An 18,836-nucleotide genomic window follows, 5' to 3' on the forward strand; every position below is an offset into this window, starting at 1 on the left:
GACGGCGTGCCGAAGCGCAGCCCCGATCGGGTCACGGTGGCGCCGGCCGCCCGCGCCATCCCGAAGTCGATCACCTTGACCTGCGGCCCGGGCGGCCGCCGGGTCGGCGTCGAGGACCCGGGCCACCTGCGGGCTGTCGACGCGCCGGGCGGCCTCGACCTCGCGGCGGAAGCGGGCCGCGAAGGCCGGGTCGCCGGCGGGCTCGGGCCGGATCGCCTTGACGGCGGCGAGCCGCCCGCCGCGGCGCTCCCGGCCCAGGAAGGCCACGCCCATACCGCCCTGCCCGAGCCGGCCCAGCAGCTCGTAGGGGCCGAGCCGCCGGGGGGCCGCCCGGCGCCCTGGCCTGCAGCCGACCGTCCATCTCCGCCTCCCGCCGCGTCACGTCCTGGCGGGTCCGACGCCAGGGCGTCGGCGCGGCCGTGCCCTCGGCCGGCAGGGGGATTCCGCCACTCCCTCCGGCGGGGGAGCCGGCGGCCGGCGTCAGGGCTGGTGGAAGCGGCCGGCCAGCGAGAAGGCGAGCCAGGGGCGGCGGCCCCAGGCCAGCAGCCTGCCCCGGGCGATCGCCGGCCACTGCGAGCGGCGCTTGTAGAGGACCAGCAGCAGGGCGACCGGCTCGGCGGAGATCGTCACGTCGGGCCGGCGGCCGTCCGCCTCCACCTGGAGGCGGCCGTCGCGGAAGGACCAGACGTGGGTGCCCTGGCCGCGCAGGCGCAGGGCGTAGGTGGCGGTCAGGCGGCGGGCCCGTTCGGGGTCGACCCAGCCGGGGAGGATCGGCTCGACCCCTTCGACGACCAGCTCGGCGTCGGCCGGGTCGATCGGCCAGGGCCGGCCGGTGGCGCGGGCGATGTCCCAGCCGTGGACGAGCAGCTCGCCGAGCAGGATCCCGAGGCCGGTGTCGGCCCGCACCTCCTCGCCGCCGTGGAAGCGGAACGAGGGCGGCGGGTCGCCGTAGGACCGGACCTGGGCGACCAGGGTGGCGACGTCCCGGTCGATCCTCGCCCCCAGCTCCTCCATGGCGACGCCGCCGAGCACCTCGATCGAGCGCTGGTTGATGCCGGCCAGGTCCGCCGGGCGCTCCGCCCAGGTGCCGCCGCCCTCGGGCCCCTCGGCGTAGCGGGTGACCACGGACGCCACGTGGGCGGTGACGTCCTGGATCGTCCACTCCGTCCCCGGGACCTTGGCGTTGGGGTAGTGGGCCGAGACGGCCATGTCCCGGAACCGGGCGGCGGCGCGGCCGAGGGCGGGCTCGACCCGGTCGAGGTAGGCGACGGCGGCGGCCATGCGATCCCTCCCCTGCGCTCCGAACCGCGGCAGCAGCAGCGTACCGCCCGGTCGGGCAAGATGGACCGGCCATGCTTGGACTGACAGGAGGGGACGTGAAGGGGCTCAGGGTCGGGATGCTCGGGTGCGGGGCCGTGGGGACCGGGGTGGCCAGGCTCCTGGTCGAGCACGCCCGGCCGGTGCGGGACCGGGCCGGCGTGCCGATCGAGCTGCAGCGGGTGGCGGTGCGGGACGTGACCCGCAAGCGCGACCCGGCCGTCGACCCGACGCGCGTCAGCGGGGACGCGGCCGCCGTGGTCGCCGACCCCGAGGTCGACGTGGTCGTCGAGGTGATGGGGGGGATCGAGCCCGCCCGCTCGCTGATCCTGGAGGCCATCCGGCTCGGCAAGCCGGTGGTCACGGCCAACAAGGAGCTGCTGGCCACCCACGGCGGCGAGCTGTTCGACGCCGCCGACGCTGCCGCGGTCGACCTCAAGTTCGAGGCCTCGGTCGGCGGGGCCATCCCGATCGTCGCCCCCCTGAAGGAGTCGCTGGCCGGGGACCGGGTGCGGCGGGTGCTGGGGATCGTGAACGGCACCACCAACTACGTGCTCTGGCGGATGGCCTCCACCGGCGCCGGCTACGCCGAGGCCCTGGCCGAGGCGACCGAGCTGGGCTACGCCGAGCCCGACCCGAGCGCCGACGTCGAGGGCTTCGACGCCGCCGCCAAGTGCGCCATCCTGGCCAGCCTGGCCTTCAACACCAGGGTGGTGGCCGGCGACGTCTACCGTGAGGGCATCACCGACGTGACCGCGGCCGACATCCTGGCCGCCCGGCGCATGGGCTACACGGTCAAGCTGCTGGCCATCGCCGAGGAGATCGACGGTGAGGTCTCGGCCCGCGTCCACCCGGCCATGGTCCCCGACGCCCACCCGCTGGCCGGGGTCACCGAGGCCTACAACGCCGTGTTCGTCGAGGGCGACGCCGTCGGCCAGCTGATGTTCTACGGCCGCGGGGCCGGCGGCCGCCCCACCGGCTCGGCCGTGCTCGGCGACCTGGTCGCCGTGGCCAGGGCCCGCAGCCAGGGCGCCAGAGGGGTCGGCTGCACGTGTGTGTACCAGCGCCCGGTGCGCGGCATGGACGACGTCGACACGCAGTACTATGTCGCGCTCGACGTCGCCGACCGGCCGGGCGTGCTCGCCCAGGTGGCGACCGTGTTCGCCGAGCACGGCGTGTCGATCCGCTCGGTGCTGCAGCGGGGCAAGGGGGAGGAGGCCCAGCTCGTGCTCGTCACCCACCTGGCCAGGGAGGGCGCCGTCCAGCGGGTCCTCGAGGGCCTGCGCGGCCTGCCGGTGGTCGGCAACCTGGCCAGCGCCATGCGGGTCGAGGGCGAGGAGGCCGACGAGGTGCTGGGGTGGTGACCAAGGTGGACACGAGGCCGGCCTGGCCGGGGCTGATCGAGCGCTACCGGGACCGGCTCCCGGTGGGGCCGAGCACCCCGGTGGTGACCCTGCTGGAGGGCGGCACCCCGCTGCTGCCGGCGCCGGTGCTGTCGGCCCGGACCGGCTGCGACGTCTGGCTGAAGGTCGAGGGGGCCAACCCGACCGGCTCGTTCAAGGACCGGGGCATGACCGTGGCCGTGTCCAAGGCCCTGGAGGAGGGGGCGCGGGCGGTCCTGTGCGCCTCCACCGGCAACACCTCGGCCTCGGCGGCCGCGTACGCCGCCCGGGCCGCCATCCCGTGCGCGGTGGTGATCCCCGAGGGCCGGATCGCGCTCGGCAAGCTCGCCCAGGCGCTGGTCCACGGGGCCAGGGTGCTGGCCGTGGACGGCTCCTTCGACGACTGCCTGGTCCTGGTCCGGGAGCTGGCCGAGCGCCACCCGGTGGCGCTGGTCAACTCCGTCAACCCGCTGCGCATCCAGGGCCAGAAGACGGTCGCCTTCGAGATCACCGAGGCCCTCGGCGGCGCCCCCGACGTCCACTGCATCCCGGTCGGCAACGCCGGCAACATCACCGCCACCTGGCTGGGCTACACCGAGGCGGGGGAGCGGCGGCCGAGGATGCTCGGGTTCCAGGCCGCCGGGGCGGCCCCGCTGGTCGACGGCCACCCGGTCGAGCGGCCGGCCACCATCGCCAGCGCCATCCGCATCGGCCGCCCGGCCTCGGCCGAGGGGGCCAGGCGGGCGGTGGCCGAGTCGGGCGGGCGGCTGGCCGCGGTCACCGACCGCCAGATCCTGGCCGCCTACCGCCTGCTGGCCCGCGAGGAGGGCGTGTTCGTGGAGATGGCCTCGGCCGCCTCGGTCGCCGGCCTCCTCGACACCGGCCTGGAGCGAGGCCTCCGGGTCGTCTGCACCATCACCGGCAACGGCCTCAAGGACCCCGACTGGGCCCTGGCCGGCGCCCCCGAGCCCACCCGCATCACCGCCGACCCCGCGGTCGCCGCCGCCGCCCTGGAGCTGGCCTGAGGACAGGCCACGAGCCACGAACCACGGACCACCAGGCACGCCCGAACCTCACCCGGCCAATGTAGTTGCATGGTGCAAGCAATCTGTGGCACCGTTGCCGGGTGCCGACGACGACCCCGACCCGAACGGCGACCAGCGGACAGGAGCTGGTCGTGTCGCTGCTGACCGTGGCCCGGCGGCTGCGGGCGCGGCTGCCGGAGGGGCGGATCGACCCGGCGCAGATGTTCGTGCTCCATCATGTGGCCGCCCGGGGCTCGCTGCGGGTCTCGGCGCTGGCCGAGGCGATGGGGCTGGACACCTCGACCGCGAGCCGGCATGTCCGCCAGCTCGAGGTGGGCGGCCATCTGGCCCGCACGGGCGACCCCGACGACCGGCGGGCCTTCCAGGTCCGGCTCACCCGGCGGGGCCGGGCCGCCCTCGACCAGGCCATGCGGGCCCGGGGGACGCTGGTGGACCGCGCCACCGCCCACTGGCCCGCCGACGACCGGGCCGCCCTGACCACCCTCATGAACCGGCTGGCCGACAGCCTCGACCGGCTGGCCGCAGAACCGGAGACCCGATGACCTCACCCGCAGGCGACACCCCACCCCTGGCGACCGAGGCCGGCCACGCCGACGACGACGTCCCCAGCTACCTCTCGCACCGCCAGATCCTGTTCGTGCTGGCCGGGGTCATGGCCGGCATGCTGCTGTTCGCCCTCGACCAGGGCATCGTCGGCACCGCCCTGCCGCGCATCGTCAGCGAGCTCGGCGGGCTGGACAAGCTGTCGTGGGTCGTCACCGCCTACCTGCTCACCTCGACCGCGACCACGCCGCTGTGGGGCAAGATCTCCGACCTCTACGGGCGCCGGCTGATCTTCCAGGTCGCGATCGTCATCTTCCTGGTCGGGTCGGCCCTTTCCGGGCTGAGCCAGACCATGGGCCAGCTGGTCGCCTTCCGGGCCCTCCAGGGCATCGGCGGCGGCGGCCTGTTCGCCATCGCCCTCAGCATCATCGGCGACGTCATCCCGCCCCGGGAGCGTGGCCGCTACCAGGGCTACTTCGGGGCCGTGTTCGGCGTCTCCAGCATCGCCGGCCCGCTGCTGGGCGGCTGGCTCACCGACGGGCCCGGCTGGCGCTGGATCTTCTACATCAACCTGCCCGTCGGCCTGGCGGCGCTGTTCGTCACCTCGGCGGTGCTGACCATGCCGGTGATCCGCCGCCAGCACAAGATCGACTACCTGGGCGCCGCCACCATCGTCGGCGCCGTCACCTGCCTGCTGCTGTACCTGGACTGGCGGGGCAACCAGTTCGGCTGGACCGAGACCTGGGCGATGGCCCTGCTCGGCGGGGCCGCCGCCCTGGCCGCCCTGTTCATCTGGATCGAGCGGCGCGCCGTCGAGCCGATCATCCCCATGCGGCTGTTCCGCATCCAGGTGTTCAGCGTCGGCAACGCCTTCGCCTTCCTGGCCGGCATCGCCATGTTCGGGACCATCATCTTCCTGCCCGTCTACTTCCAGGCGGTCATGGGCATGTCCCCGACCCAGTCGGGCCTGGCCCTGCTGCCGGCGATCTTCGGGATCTTCTCGACCTCGATCACCTCCGGGCAGCTGATCTCCAGGACCGGCCGCTACAAGATCTACCCGGTGATCGGGGCCGTGATCATGACCATCGCCCTGCTCACCCTGTCGCGGCTGGGCGTGGACACGCCGTTCTGGCAGGTGGCGATCTACACCTATCTGTTCGGGGCCGGCCTCGGCTTCACCATGCAGACGATCGTCACCGCCGTGCAGAACTCGGTCGAGCGCCGGGACATGGGCGCGGCGACCAGCTCGATCACCTTCTTCCGGCAGATGGGCGGGTCGGTCGGGGCGGCCCTGTTCGGGGCCGTGCTGTCCAGCCGGCTGGCCCACTACCTGGCCGAGCAGCTCGCCGCGGCGGGCATCCGGCCGGGAGCCGGCGGGCCCCGGGTGGAGGCCAACAACGTCCAGGCCATCCAGCAGCTCACCGAGCCGGTCAGGAGCGTGGTCCTGCACGCCTTCACCAACGCCCTGGACGACGTGTTCCTCGTCGGCGTCCCGTTCGTGGCCGTGGCCATCGTGGTCGCGCTGCTGCTGAAGGAGGAGCCGCTGCGCACCGGCCAGCCGTGACCTCGCGGTAGGCTGCCGGGCATGGAACGACCCATCCACGTCCGCGCCCCGGCGACCAGCGCGAACCTGGGGCCGGCGTTCGACGCGGCCGGGATCGCCCTCGACTGGTGGGACGAGCTCGAGGCCCGCCCGGCCCCGGTCGACGGCATCCAGCTCAGCGGCGAGCAGGCCGAGCTGCTCCCCACCGGGCGCGACAACCTGATCAGGGTGGCCATGCGCCGCCTGGCCCAGGCGGCCGGGACGCCCCTGCCGCCGCTGCACCTCTCGGTCGTCAAGGGCTTCCCGCTGGGCCGCGGGTTCGGGTCGAGCGCCGCCGCCGTGGTCCTCGGCCTGGTCGCGGCCCGCCGGCTGGTCGCCCCCGACCTCCCCGAGGCCGAACTGCTGGCCCTGGCCTGCGAGCTGGAGGGCCACCCCGACAACGCCACCCCGTGCCTGCACGGCGGGGCCACCCTTGCCTGGGTGGAGGACGGCCGCCCCCGCCGGCGGGCCCTGCCCGTCCATCCCGACCTGGTCGCCGTGGCCCTGGTCGCCCCCGAGCCGATGGCGACCAGCGAGGCCCGCCGGCTGCTGCCCGAGCGGGTGCCGTTCGCGGTCGCGGCCCACACCGGCGCCCGCGCGGCCATGCTGCCCCTGGCCCTGGCCGGCGACCACGAGCTGCTCCTGCCGGCCACCGAGGACCTCCTCCACCAGCCCGAGCGGCTGGCCCACACCCCGGACGGGGCCAAGCTGCTGGAGCGGCTGCGGTCGGCCGGCCACGCCGCCTTCGTCTCCGGGGCCGGGCCCTCCCTGCTGGTCCTCTGCCCCCGTCCGGCGGCCGCCGGGGTGGTGGCCGACGCCGAGGAGGCCCTGGCCGCCGACGGGGCCGAGGGCTGGTCGGTCCGGCCCCTCGAGCTGGCCCGCCACGGCGCCCTCTGAGGCGCCCTCGCGGGGTGGACGCCGGCGGTACACTGCGGGCTCAAGTCGCCTGGCGGTCCGCCGAAGGATGAGGCAGCCGCTTTCTGCGCCGCAGCCAATGACGCGGAGTCTCCCGTGCCCGACAAGCTGACCTCGCCCGCCGGCGAGGAGTTCGTGCTGGCCGACGCCTCGGTCAACCGCGTGCTGGTCAAGGGCGTGGTGGCCGTCATGCACGCCCGCACCGAGCGCCTGTGGTCGACCAAGGAAGGCGACATGTTCCTCTGCGCCGACGCCGAGGGGAACCTGGACGCCGAGCAGGCCACCGGGGCCGGCTTCTACTGGCGCGACACCCGCTACCTGTCCGACTTCCGGCTGGAGGTCGACGGCCACGCGCCCCTGCTGCTGTCGACCTCGGCCGACCGGGCCTTCGCCAGCCACGTCGACCTGACCAACCAGGACCTGCTGGAGGACGACGGCTCGGTCGCGGCCGTCCAGGGCACGGTCAACATCCGCCGCACCCGGGTCGTCGACGGCCGCCTGTACGAGCGCATCCGGATCAAGAGCTACAACGCGGCCGCGGTCACCCTGACCGTCCGCCTGACCTTCGGCACCGACTTCGCCGACATCTTCGAGGTCCGCGGGCTCAAGCGGGCCGTCAGGGGCCGGCTGGCCCGGCCCAAGGCCGACCGGCGCTCGGCGGTGTTCGCCTACGAGGGCGAGGACGGCGTCTTCCGCGAGACCCGCATCGCCTTCGAGCTCGACCCGACCAGGCTCGACGTCGTCGACGACCAGGTGGTCGCCGAGTGGGAGCTGCGGCTGGAGCCGACCCAGACCGAGCTGATCGCGCTCACCGTCGAGCCGCGGGCGGCCACGGCGGCCGCCGGCCCCGAGCGCTCCTTCGACGTCGTCATGCACGACCTGCGCCGCTCCTACGAGACCTGGGAGCGGGCCTGCACCCGGGTCTGGACCGACAACGAGCTGTACAACTCGCTGCTGTCGCGGGGCCTGCGGGACCTCCGGGCGCTGCTCACCCCGACCCGGCACGGCAGCCTGGTGGCGGCCGGGATCCCCTGGTTCGTGGCCCCGTTCGGCCGCGACGCGCTGCTCACCTGCCACCAGACCCTGATGGTCAACCCCGACCTGACCCGGACGACCCTTGAGGTGCTGGCCGCCTTCCAGGCCGACGAGGTCGACGAGTGGCGCGACGCCCAGCCGGGCAAGATCCTGCACGAGCTGCGCCAGGGGGAGCTGGCCGGGGCCGGGATCATCCCCCACACCCCCTACTACGGCTCGATCGACTCGACCCCGCTGTGGCTGCTGCTGCTCGGCACCTACTGGCGCTGGACCGGCGACCTGGAGTTCTGCCGCCGGCTGCTGCCCAACGTCGAGCGGGCCCTGGCCTGGATCGCCGACTACGGCGACCCCGACGGCGACGGCTTCGTCGAGTACCAGCGCTCCAGCCCCCGCGGCCTGGCCAACCAGGGCTGGAAGGACTCGCACGATTCGGTGGGGCACGTCGACGGCAAGCTCGCCGAGGGCCCGATCGCCCTGGCCGAGGTCCAGGCCTACATCTACCTGGCCAAGCTGCGCCTGGCCGAGGTGTTCGAGGCCATGGGCGACGCCCAGCGGGCGGCGACCCTGCGGGCGGAGGCGGACGGCCTGCGCCGCGCCTTCAACGAGGCCTTCTGGGTCGAGTCGGAGCAGTTCTACGCGATGGCCCTCGACGGCGACAAGCGCCAGGTGGCGGCCATCTCCTCCAACCCGGCGCACGGGCTGTACTGCGGCATCGTCGACCCCGAGCGGGCCGGGCCCATGGCCAGGCGGCTGCTGGCGCCGGACATGTTCTCCGGCTGGGGGGTGCGGACCCTGTCCAAGTCGGCCGCCGCCTACAACCCGATGAGCTACCACAACGGCTCGATCTGGCCGCACGACAACGCCATCATCGGCGCCGGGCTGAAGCGCTACGGGTTCGCCAAGGCGACCAACCGGCTGGCCACGGCCATGTTCGAGATGGCCGTGACGGTCGACGACATGCGCCTGCCGGAGCTGTTCTGCGGCTTCACCCGGCGCTCGCCCAACCGGCCGGTGGCCTACCCGGTCGCCTGCTCGCCCCAGGCGTGGGCCGCGGGCGCCCCGTTCCTGCTGCTCCAGGCCATGCTCGGGATCTCGGCGGACGCCCCCGCCAACACCATCAACGTGAACCGGCCACACCTGCCCGGCTGGCTCAACACCGTCGAGCTGCATGCTCTCAGAGTGGGCGGCTCCACGGTGTCGATCGTGTTCCAGCGCCGGGGGGAGACGACCGGGTTCTCGCTGCTGGACAAGGAAGGCGACGTCCGCGTGCTGATGGAGGAGTGACCCCTGTTGCGCTCGGTCGGCCAAGGCCCGTACAATGCGGAACGTCTCAGTCGCTGGCCAATTCAGTCGACGCCCCCGCCTTATCGGCTCATTCTTCGGCGATTTCGGCGATCCCGGCGAGGCTGGCCAGCGGTGGCAACCACCAGTTCCGTTCGAGCAGTCGACCGGGTCACGTGATCGGACGCCAGCCCTCGGCGGTGTGCGGTTCGTGCCGCGCCGCCCGGCCCCGTCGACGGGAACAGGATTAGGAGCGAGCGCGAGTTTCTCCCCACGGTGCCGCAGCTGACACGGCACCCCCAGATCTCAAGACCCCGGCAACCGGGCGGCGACCACGGTCCCCGGCTCCTCCCGCCGGCACGTCGCCGCCTCACAGGGAAGGTGAACATGGCAACTACCGAACGAGACATCCTCGAGGGAAAGGTCCTGCCAGAGCTGCAGGCCATCGCCTCCTCCATGGGTGTCCAGGGCTACCAGCGGCTCCGCAAGGCGGACCTGATCGGCGCGATCATCGCCAAGGCCCAGGGTGTCGAGTTCGTGCCCTCGTCGACCCCGGCCCGGGGCCGGCGGGGTGGAACGACCACCGAGGCGCCGGAGGCCCAGGCCGAGGCCACGCCCGCGGTGCCCGACCAGCCCGAGCTGCCGGGCGCCGGTGAGGCCGAGGCCTCCAGCAACGGCCCCGAGCGCCGGACCCGCCGCCGTTCCCGCGGCCCGGCCGACGCCGAGGCGCCGCCGGAGGGGTCCGGGGAACCTCACAACGGCCCAGCCGGCAGCGCATCGGTGGAGATGTCCGGGAACGGTGGCCAGCCGGCCGCCGCCGGCGCCCCGCCAGCGACCCTGACCGAGCCCAGCAGCAACGGCGAGGTCACCCACGAAGGCCCAGCCGGCAGCGGGTCCGGTCCAGCACCGTCCGGCGGGGCCGAGGAAGCCCCGGTAACCCAGGCCGAGCAGCCGGCCCCGGCCGCCGAGGCGGGCTCGCCCCCGGCGACCCGGACCGAGGGCCCCCAGGGCGACCAGGCCCCGGGCGACCAGGCCCAGGGCGACAAGCCGCAGGGCGACCAGCAGGCCCAGGCCGGCGACGGCCAGCAGCAGCGCGGCGACGGCCAGCAGGACCAGGGCGGCGGCGGCGACCGCGGCCAGGGCCAGCGGCGCGACCGCGACCGTGACTGGGGCGGCCAGGGCGGCGGCGGCAACCGCTGGGAGAACCAGCAGGGCCAGGGCGGCGGCCGGCGCCGCAACCGCAACCGCAACCGGAACCGCAACCGCGGTGGCGGGGGCGGCGGCTTCAACGACCAGGGCAACGTCGCCCTGCTGGAGCGGCCCGACTACCGCCAGCAGGACGACCGGCCCGAGGTCAGCCGCACCGGCACCCTCGACATCCGCTCCCAGGACGGTTACGGCTTCCTGCGGGTCAACGGCTACCTGCCGGGCTCCGAGGACGTCTACGTGCCCCTGTCGATGATCCGCCGGATGGGCCTGCGCCGCGGCGACGAGATCGAGGGGACGGTCAAGCTGCCTCGCGACTCCGAGAAGTACGCCGCCCTGTCCCGGGTCGACAAGGTCAACGGCCTGGAGCCCGAGGAGGCGCGCAACCGCCGCGACTTCAAGGACCTGACCCCGCTGTACCCGCTGGAGCGGCTGCGCCTGGAGCACAACCCGACCGAGATCTCGACCCGGGTGATGGACCTGATGTGCCCGATCGGGAAGGGCCAGCGCGGGCTGATCGTCTCCCCGCCCAAGGCGGGCAAGACCACGCTGATGAAGCAGATCGCCAACGCCATCAGCGAGAACAACCCCGAGGTGTACCTCATCATCCTGCTCACCGACGAGCGGCCCGAAGAGGTCACCGACATGCAGCGCTCCACCAAGGCGCACGTCATCTACTCGACCTTCGACCGCCCCAGCGAGGAGCACTGCCAGGTCGCCGAGCTCACCATCGAGCGGGCCAAGCGGCTGGTCGAGTACGGCCGGGACGTGGTTGTGCTGCTGGACGGCATCACCCGGCTGTCGCGGGCCTACAACCTGGCCACCCCGGCCAGCGGCAAGATCCTCTCCGGTGGTGTCGACTCCTCGGCCCTGTACCCGCCCAAGCGGTTCTTCGGGGCCGCCCGCAACCTGGAGGAGGGCGGGTCGCTGACCATCCTGGCCACCGCCCTGGTCGACACCGGGTCGCGCATGGACGAGGTCATCTTCGAGGAGTTCAAGGGCACCGGGAACATGGAGGTCCGCCTGGACCGCAAGCTGTCCGAGCGCCGCATCTTCCCCGCCCTCGACATCGACGCCTCCTCGACCCGCAAGGAGGAGCTGCTGCTCACCGAGGAGGAGCTGGTGGTGGCCTGGAAGCTGCGCCGCGTCCTCGGCGCGCTCGACCCGGCCCAGGCCTTGGAGCTGGTGGTCGACCGGATGCGCCAGAGCAAGACCAACGGCGAGTTCCTCCGCCACATCCAGCGGGCGAACATCAACTGATCGGAGTCGCGTCTCGCGATAAGAAGCATCAAGCCGCTGGCGATCGGGGGCGGGCGTGAGGCGACGCGCGGCTTCGATCACCAGGGGGGCCTGTGGAATGCGGGAACGGCGCAGGTCGTTCCCGGTATAGGATCCACCAACCCGACAGCCACCTGAGGACTGCGAGCATCCATGAAGCAGGGCATCCACCCCGAGTACCAGACGACCACCGTGCGCTGTTCGTGCGGTGAGGAGTTCCAGACCCGCTCCACCGTTTCGGAGCTGCGGGTCGACATCTGCTCCAAGTGCCACCCCTTCTACACCGGCAAGCAGAAGCTGGTTGACACCGGCGGCCGCGTGGAGCGCTTCGAGCGGCGCTACGGCAAGCGCAAGGCTCCAGAGTCGACCGCCTGAGCGGCCGGACCGACGTGAGCGACGGGGCCACCACGGGCAAGCCGTTCTACTACGGCGGCCAGGCCGTCCTGGAAGGCGTGATGATGCGCGGCCAGGAGGCCTGGTCGCTGGCCGTCCGGCGCCCCAAGGGCGAGATCTACCTGGAGCAGCACGCCCTGCGGCCCCTGGCCAGCCGGGTGCGGCTGTTCAAGCTCCCGTTCTTCCGCGGCATCGGCGTGCTCGCCGACTCCCTGGCCATCGGCGTCAAGGCCCTGGCCATCTCCGGCAACCAGGCCCTCGAGGAGGAGGAGCAGCTCACCGACAGGCAGATGGGCTGGTCGCTCGGGATCGGGGCGGCGTTCTTCACCGCCCTGTTCATCCTCGCCCCGGCCGCCGGGACCAACTGGCTGTCGTCCCAGCTGCCCAACAACCTGGTCTTCAACCTGGTCGAGGGGCTGGCCCGCCTCGCCTTCTTCCTCCTCTACATCCTGGCCATCTCGATGCTCCGGGACATCCGCCGGGTCTTCCAGTACCACGGCGCCGAGCACATGACGATCCACTGCTACGAGGCCAAGCTGCCGCTGGAGCCGGACAACGTCGCGCGGTTCCCGACCCTGCACGTGCGCTGCGGGACCAACTTCCTGCTGATCCTGTTCGTGGTCACCCTGATCCTGTTCACGGTGCTGTTCTCGGCCATCGGCCGGCCACCCCTGTACGTGCGGGTGCCGCTGCAGATCCTGGCCGTGCCGGTGATCGTCGGCATCGCCTACGAGGGCATCCGCCTCGGCGCCGGCCGGGAGCGCTCCAAGCTGGTCAAGGCCATGATGCAGCCCGGCCTGTGGCTGCAGATGCTGACCACCAAGCCGCCCAGCCCCGACATGATCGAGGTCGCCATCCGCTCGCTGGAGCAGGTGCTGCCCCCGGCCGGGCGGGCCCGGGTGGCGCCCCTGCCCTCCCCGCTGGTCGCCGGCCCCGGGGCCGTGGTCGAGGCGGATCTGGCGGCGCCGGAGGACCTCCCCAAGGGCGGCTGACCCATGTTCGAACGGCTCGACGAGATCGAGCGGACCTACGAGGACGTCGAGCGCCAGCTCGCCGACCCCGGGGTGCTCGCCGACCAGGCGCGCCTGGTCGAGCTGTCGCGCCGCCACGCCGAGCTGGGCGAGGTCGTCCGGGCGTACCGGGCCTGGCGGTCGGCGGGCGAGGACCTGGACACCGCGCGCGAGCTCCTGCGCGAGGAGCGTTCGGCCGACGGCAGGGCGATGCTCGAGGAGGAGATCGCCGACGCCCAGGCCCGCCGGGCCGGCCTGGAGGAGCAGCTGCGCCGGGCCCTGGTCCCCAAGGACCCCAACGACGCCAAGGACGTGATCGTCGAGGTCCGCGCCGGCACCGGCGGCGACGAGGCCGCCCTGTTCGCCCACGACCTCTACCGCATGTACACCCGCTGGGCCGAGCAGCACGGCTACAAGGTCGAGGTGCTGTCCCAGAGCGAGTCCGACCTGGAGGGCGTCAAGGAGGTCGTGTTCGCCGTCAAGGGCAAGGGGGCCTGGTCGCGGCTCAAGTACGAGGCCGGCGTGCACCGGGTCCAGCGGGTCCCGGTGACCGAGTCCCAGGGGCGCATCCACACCTCGGCCGCCGGGGTCAACGTGCTCCCCGAGGCCGACCCGGTCGAGGTCACCGTCGACCCCAACGACCTCAAGATCGACGTGTACCGCTCCACCGGCCCCGGCGGCCAGTCGGTCAACACCACCGACTCGGCCGTGCGCATCACCCACCTGCCCTCGGGCATCGTCGTCGCCATGCAAGACGAGAAGTCCCAGATCCAGAACCGTGAGAAGGCCATGCGGGTGCTGCGGGCCCGGCTGCTGGAGCGGGCCATCTCCGAGCAGCAGGCCCAGCTGGCCGCCGAGCGCCGCTCCCAGGTCCGCTCCCTCGACCGCTCCGAGCGGGTCCGGACCTACAACTTCCCCCAGGACCGGGTCACCGACCACCGGATCGGCCTGTCCGTTGGCGACCTGCCGGGGGTGCTCGAGGGCCGGGGCCTCGACCGCATCGTCGACGAGCTGGCCGCCCGGGACGCCGAGTCCGCCCTGGCCGCCGCCGAGGCCACGGCGTGACCGCCGCCGCGCTGGACCGGACCAGGGGGCGCGAGCTGCACGCCTGGGCGACCCGCGAGCTGGCCGCCGCCGGCTGCGTCTCGGCCGCGGCCGAGGCCGACTGGCTGCTGGACGAGGCCGCGGACGAGGCGGTGCTGCGGGCGATGGTGGCCCGGCGGGCGGCCGGGGAGCCGCTGCAGTACGTGATCGGGTGGGCCCCGTTCGGGCGGCTGCGGCTGGCCGTCGGGCCGGGGGTGTTCGTGCCCCGCCCCGAGACCGAGGGCCTGGCCGACCGGGCGGCCACCCGGCTCCGCGCCGCCCTGGCGCCGCGGGTCGCGGTCGACGTGTGCGCCGGGTCGGGGGCGATCGCCTGCTTCCTGGCCGCCGAGGTCCCCGGGGCGCGGGTCCTGGCCACCGAGCTCGACCCGGGGGCGCTGGCCTGGGCCAGGGGCAACGCCGAGCGGTTCGGGGTCGAGCTGCTCGCCGGCGACCTCGACGACCCCCTGCCGGCCGAGCTGGCCGGCCGGGTCGACGTGCTCTGCGCCAACGTGCCCTACGTGCCCACCACGGCCATCGCCACCCTGCCCACCGACGTCCGCGACCACGAGCCGCGCCTGGCCCTGGACGGCGGCCCCGACGGGCTGGACGTGCTCCGGCGCCTGGCCCCCAGGACCGGCCACTGGCTGGCCCCCGGCGGCGCCTTCCTGTGCGAGATCGGCGAGGACCAGGCCGAGGCGGCCACGGCCGTGCTGGAGGCGGCCGGGCTGACCGGCGTGGCCGTCCACCCCGACCTGGCCGGCCGCGACCGGGTCCTGGAAGGGACCAGGCCATGACCACGCCGGAGCCGCCGGAGGGGTTCGGGGAACCCCAGGGGGGTGCCCCGATGGATCCGGAGGGGTTCGGGGAACCCCAGGGGGGTGCCCCGATACATCAGTCCGACGACCCGCGCATCATCCCCGTGTCCAAGGACGAGGAGCAGTGGCCGGGGCTGCTCGAGGTCGGGGGCGAGATCATCGCCCGGGGCGGGCTGGTGGTGCTGCCCACCGACACCCTGTACGGGGTCGGCTGCGACCCGTTCAACCCCTCGGCCGTCGACGCCCTGTTCCAGGCCAAGCAGCGCGGCCGCGACCTGCCTCTGCCGGTCCTGGTCCACACCTGGCGCCAGGCCATCGGCCTGGTCGACGAGGTCACCGACCAGGCCCAGGCGCTGATCGCCGCCTGGTGGCCGGGACCGCTCACCCTGGTCCTGCGCGAGGCCCCCGGCATCGGCTGGGACCTCGGCCACTCGCGGGGCACGGTGGCGGTGCGCATGCCCAAGCAGGACTTCGCCCTGGCCCTGATCCAGCGCACCGGGCCGCTGGCCGTCTCCAGCGCCAACCGCTCCGGCGAGCCCACCCCGAGCGAGATCCCGGCCGTGGTCACCCAGCTCGGCGACCACGTCGGGGTGTTCTTCGACGCCGGGCCGGCCCCCGAGGGACCGGCGTCCAGCATCGTCGACCTCACCGGCAAGCGGCCGCGGCTCCTGCGTGAGGGCGCCATCCCGGCCGCCGAGCTGGAGCTGGTGCTCGAGGAGCCCTTCGACGATGCAAGCTGAACCCGACGGCTCCTTCGGCGTGCTGTTCGTCTGCACCGGCAACATCTGCCGGTCGCCAACGGCCGAGGCCCTGGCCCGCCGCGAGCTCGAGCGCTACCCGGGGGCGCCGATCCGGCTGTCGTCGGCCGGCAGCCACGCCCTGGAGGGCAACCCGGCGGCCAGCCGGTCGATGCTGGCCGCCGCGACCAGGGGCGCCAGCCTGGAGCGCCACTTCGCCCGCGAGCTGACCCGGCGGCGGGTCCGGGCCGCCGACCTGATCCTGTGCATGGCCGCCGAGCACCGGCCGTTCGTGCTCAGCTACGACCGGTCTGCGACCCATCGCACCTTCCTGCTGGCCACCTTCGCCCGCGTGGCCAGCCAGTGGGGGTGGCAGGCCCGCTTCCCGGCCGAGCTGGTCGCCCTGGCCGCCGAGCACGCCCGGGAGCTGGACGGCGACGACATCGACGACCCCCTCGGCCACCCCGCCCAGGCCTACGCGGCCTGCGCCGAGCGCCTGGACAGCCTGGTCACCCCCGTGATCGCCGCCCTGGTCAAGACCATGCCGGCCGGCGTGACGGGCGCTCCGTGACGGGCGCCCCGTGGTAGGTTGCTGAGTTCGTGGGCAGTCTACGGGCCTATCTCCTCGTCGCCGTCATGGCGGCGGCCCTCACCTACTGCCTGACCCCGGTGGTGCGGTCGGTGGCCCTCCGGATCGGGGCCGTCGACCGGCCCGGCGGCCGCAAGATGCACGCCATCGTCACCCCGACCCTGGGCGGGCTGGCCCTGTTCTTCGGCTTCATCGGCGGGCTCGCCCTGTCGTCGCTGCTGTTCCCGGGCCTGTTCGTCTCCTCGGAGGCGGCCGGCATCGCCATCGGGGCCTCCCTGATGGTCGGCATCGGCATCGTCGACGACCTCAAGGGACTGTCGGCCCCGGTCAAGCTGGCCGGCCAGATCCTGGCCGCCACCACCATGACCCTCGGCGGCGTCCAGGTGCTGTTCTTCTGGCTGCCGGCCTTCGGCCCCCTCGACGAGGGCGTCATCAGCCTCGCCCCCGAGCTCGGGATTCCCTTCACCGTCCTGCTGGTGATCGTCTTCGTCAACGCCGTCAACCTGGTCGACGGCCTCGACGGCCTGGCCGCCGGCCTGGTCGCCATCGGGGCCATGGCCTACTTCGTCTACAGCTACCGCACCGGCGCCACCGGCCTGATCGCCCAGGACTCGCCGGCCCCGCTGTTCAGCGCCCTGCTCTTCGGGGTCTGCATCGGGTTCCTGCCCCACAACTTCAACCCGGCCCGCATCTTCATGGGCGACACCGGCTCCATGCTGCTCGGCACCCTCCTGGCCGGCGCCACCATCACCGGCATCGGCCGCACCACCCAGCCCCAGGCCGGCGACCAGTTCGCCCTCCTGATCCCGGTGGCCATCCCCCTCCTGGTCCTGGCCCTCCCCTTCCTCGACACCTTCCTCGCCGTCGGCCGCCGCATGCGCTCGGGCGCCGGCATCATGACCGCCGACAAGCAGCACCTCCACCACCGCCTCCTGGAGATCGGCCACTCCCACCGCCGCGCCGTCCTGATCCTCTACGCCTGGAGCGCCCTGCTCGCCGGCAGCGTGGTCGCCCTCTCCTTCACCGGCCCCCGCCGCGTCCTCCCCTTCTTCCTGGTCGTGGTCGCCTGCGGGATCTTCGGCCTGCTCTCCCCGCGCCTGCGGCGCCGGCCGGTGCCCTAGCCGCGGACGACGACCGTCCCCGGAGCTTGGGGCTCTTGGGGCGCCGGGTGCTGGCCAGCGGCCGCTCCACGTCGCCGGTGCCGACCAGCCCGTCGCCGGCCGGGGTGGCCGGGCGTTCCTCGGGACCGCCGAAGCGGGCCCGCCGCGCTTGGCGCGACCGCGGTTGTGGCTGGTAGATTCACCGTCCACTTCCACGCCGGGGACGGTGCCGCGACCAGCGGCGGGTGCGCCCTGCGTGGACGACCTGTCTCGGGAGGCGGGTGGGCGATGACCGAAGAGGTACGCATGGCCCGCGGGGCCGCGCTGGCGACCGGGGCCGTCGCGCCGGTCGCGCTCGGCATCGCCTGGTGGGCCGCCGGCCCCAAGGGCCTGCTCGGGGCCGCCTTCGGGCTGGCCCTGGCCGTGGCCTTCTTCTCGGCCACCCTGCTCGCCGTGGGGGCGGCCGGACGGGTCCAGCCGGAGCTGATGCTGCCGGCGGCCGTGATCACCTTCATCTTCAAGATGACCGTCATCGGCCTGCTGCTGTTCCTGCTCAGGGACACGACCGCCTTCGACCGGGAGGCGTTCGCCCTCGCCCTGGTCGCCGGGACCGTGATCTACCTGGCGGCCGAGATCCGCTTCGCCCTGCGGGCCCGGGTCCCCTACGTGGTCACCGACGAGGAGCAGGCGGGGTCGCGATGATAGATTCGCCCGCCCATGAGCGAATCCGGCCCGCCCGAGCCCGAGAGGGAGCCCCCAGGCAGGGGAGCCGAGATGGTCTGGTCGATCATCGGCACCCTGATCGCCGGCGTGCTCGCCTGGGGCGGCATCGGCTGGCTGCTCGACCGCTGGCTGGGCACCAGCTACCTGGTGGCGGTCGGGATCGTGGTCGGCATGGCCGGGGCCTTCTACCTGATCGTCAAGCGCTACGGCAGCAGCTGACGGGGCGACCATGACGGCAGCGACGCTTCCCCTCGCCCAGCGGGAGGGCTTCCACGCCCCCGGCATCGAGATCTTCGAGTGGCCCGACATCGTCCACCTGGAGGTCGCCGGCATCGACCTCAGCATCAACCGCGTGGTCCTGCAGATGTTCCTGGTCGTGCTGCTGGTCTGGGGGCTGTTCTTCTTCGCCTTCCGCAAGCCCCAGCTGGTCCCGTCCGGGCTCCAGAACGTGATGGAGTCGATCGTCGACTTTGTTCGGAACCAGATCGTGCTCGAGGTCATCGGCCGCGAGGGGCTGCGCTTCCTGCCCTACCTGACGACCCTGTTCGTGTTCGTCTTCTTCGGCAACCTGGGCGGCATCACCCCGCCGGTCTTCTTCCCGCTGAACGGTCGCATGGCCCTGCCGGCCATCATGGCCATCTGCAGCCTGCTGCTGTTCATCAGCGTCGGGATCGCCAGCCAGGGCTTCGGCCACTACTTCAGGAACTCGCTGTTCCCACCCGGCATCCCGTGGCCGGTCTACGTCCTGCTGACACCGATCGAGTTCATCTCGACCTTCGTCGTCCGGCCGGTCACCCTGGC

At 73.4% G+C, this 18,836-nt stretch carries 19 protein-coding genes; 17 read left to right on the forward strand and 2 right to left on the reverse strand.

Annotation, left to right across the window (positions count from 1 at the left end):
* Together VF468_25840 and VF468_25845 are read right to left on the reverse strand one after the other, a co-directional pair.
* Positions 1 to 273: hypothetical protein (locus tag VF468_25840; protein ID HEX5881709.1), on the reverse strand; the 273-nt coding region annotated here is incomplete at its 3' end.
* 207 nt (positions 274 to 480) lie between these two features.
* Positions 481 to 1,281: a maleylpyruvate isomerase family mycothiol-dependent enzyme gene (locus VF468_25845; protein HEX5881710.1), complete on the reverse strand. Its 801-nt coding sequence runs from the start codon at positions 1,279 to 1,281 to the stop codon at positions 481 to 483.
* 71 nt (positions 1,282 to 1,352) lie between these two features.
* Here VF468_25845 and VF468_25850 point away from each other — a divergent pair, with 71 nt between their 5' ends.
* From VF468_25850 to VF468_25930, 17 genes are all read left to right on the forward strand, one after another.
* On the forward strand, positions 1,353 to 2,681 hold the full coding sequence (locus tag VF468_25850) for a homoserine dehydrogenase (GenBank protein HEX5881711.1): 1,329 nt from the start codon (positions 1,353 to 1,355) through the stop codon (positions 2,679 to 2,681).
* The gene (gene thrC, locus VF468_25855) at positions 2,678 to 3,724 is read left to right on the forward strand and encodes a threonine synthase (GenBank protein ID HEX5881712.1); all 1,047 of its coding nucleotides are present in this window, start codon (positions 2,678 to 2,680) and stop codon (positions 3,722 to 3,724) included. The genes VF468_25850 and thrC overlap by 4 nt, the downstream gene beginning before the upstream one ends.
* Before the next feature lie 101 nt (positions 3,725 to 3,825).
* Entirely contained in the window at positions 3,826 to 4,287 is a 462-nt protein-coding gene (locus VF468_25860) for a MarR family transcriptional regulator (GenBank protein HEX5881713.1), read from the forward strand.
* Positions 4,284 to 5,852 (forward strand): MDR family MFS transporter, encoded by a 1,569-nt coding sequence (locus tag VF468_25865; GenBank protein ID HEX5881714.1) that lies wholly within the window; start codon positions 4,284 to 4,286, stop codon positions 5,850 to 5,852. Before VF468_25860 ends, VF468_25865 begins: the two co-directional genes overlap by 4 nt.
* Before the next feature lie 21 nt (positions 5,853 to 5,873).
* Complete coding sequence (gene thrB, locus VF468_25870) at positions 5,874 to 6,767, forward strand: homoserine kinase (GenBank protein HEX5881715.1); 894 nt, start codon at positions 5,874 to 5,876, stop codon at positions 6,765 to 6,767.
* A gap of 114 nt (positions 6,768 to 6,881) precedes the next feature.
* Positions 6,882 to 9,104: an amylo-alpha-1,6-glucosidase gene (locus VF468_25875; GenBank protein ID HEX5881716.1), complete on the forward strand. Its 2,223-nt coding sequence runs from the start codon at positions 6,882 to 6,884 to the stop codon at positions 9,102 to 9,104.
* 384 nt (positions 9,105 to 9,488) lie between these two features.
* Positions 9,489 to 11,567, forward strand: coding sequence for a transcription termination factor Rho (gene rho / locus VF468_25880; protein ID HEX5881717.1), 2,079 nt, complete (start codon positions 9,489 to 9,491; stop codon positions 11,565 to 11,567).
* A 171-nt stretch (positions 11,568 to 11,738) separates the two neighbouring features.
* The gene (rpmE, locus tag VF468_25885; protein ID HEX5881718.1) at positions 11,739 to 11,960 is read left to right on the forward strand and encodes a 50S ribosomal protein L31; all 222 of its coding nucleotides are present in this window, start codon (positions 11,739 to 11,741) and stop codon (positions 11,958 to 11,960) included.
* A 14-nt stretch (positions 11,961 to 11,974) separates the two neighbouring features.
* Positions 11,975 to 12,970, forward strand: a complete 996-nt coding sequence (locus VF468_25890; protein ID HEX5881719.1) for a DUF1385 domain-containing protein — start codon at positions 11,975 to 11,977, stop codon at positions 12,968 to 12,970.
* A 3-nt stretch (positions 12,971 to 12,973) separates the two neighbouring features.
* Positions 12,974 to 14,053 (forward strand): peptide chain release factor 1, encoded by a 1,080-nt coding sequence (prfA, locus tag VF468_25895; protein HEX5881720.1) that lies wholly within the window; start codon positions 12,974 to 12,976, stop codon positions 14,051 to 14,053.
* On the forward strand, positions 14,050 to 14,865 hold the full coding sequence (locus VF468_25900; GenBank protein HEX5881721.1) for a putative protein N(5)-glutamine methyltransferase: 816 nt from the start codon (positions 14,050 to 14,052) through the stop codon (positions 14,863 to 14,865). Before prfA ends, VF468_25900 begins: the two co-directional genes overlap by 4 nt.
* Complete coding sequence (locus tag VF468_25905; GenBank protein ID HEX5881722.1) at positions 14,862 to 15,626, forward strand: L-threonylcarbamoyladenylate synthase; 765 nt, start codon at positions 14,862 to 14,864, stop codon at positions 15,624 to 15,626. Before VF468_25900 ends, VF468_25905 begins: the two co-directional genes overlap by 4 nt.
* Positions 15,616 to 16,194 carry a hypothetical protein gene (locus tag VF468_25910; protein ID HEX5881723.1) on the forward strand — a complete coding sequence of 193 codons (579 nt, stop codon included), beginning with the start codon at positions 15,616 to 15,618 and terminating at the stop codon, positions 16,192 to 16,194. The genes VF468_25905 and VF468_25910 overlap by 11 nt, the downstream gene beginning before the upstream one ends.
* A 29-nt stretch (positions 16,195 to 16,223) precedes the next feature.
* The gene (locus tag VF468_25915; protein ID HEX5881724.1) at positions 16,224 to 17,333 is read left to right on the forward strand and encodes an MraY family glycosyltransferase; all 1,110 of its coding nucleotides are present in this window, start codon (positions 16,224 to 16,226) and stop codon (positions 17,331 to 17,333) included.
* A gap of 267 nt (positions 17,334 to 17,600) precedes the next feature.
* On the forward strand, positions 17,601 to 18,014 hold the full coding sequence (locus VF468_25920; protein ID HEX5881725.1) for a hypothetical protein: 414 nt from the start codon (positions 17,601 to 17,603) through the stop codon (positions 18,012 to 18,014).
* A 72-nt stretch (positions 18,015 to 18,086) separates the two neighbouring features.
* Positions 18,087 to 18,254 (forward strand): AtpZ/AtpI family protein, encoded by a 168-nt coding sequence (locus VF468_25925; GenBank protein HEX5881726.1) that lies wholly within the window; start codon positions 18,087 to 18,089, stop codon positions 18,252 to 18,254.
* A gap of 10 nt (positions 18,255 to 18,264) precedes the next feature.
* Positions 18,265 to 18,836 (forward strand): FoF1 ATP synthase subunit a (locus VF468_25930; GenBank protein HEX5881727.1); only part of this gene is annotated, 572 nt, incomplete at its 3' end.

The sequence above is a fragment of the Actinomycetota bacterium genome (assembly GCA_036280995.1).
GTDB lineage: Bacteria > Actinomycetota > CALGFH01 > CALGFH01 > CALGFH01 > CALGFH01.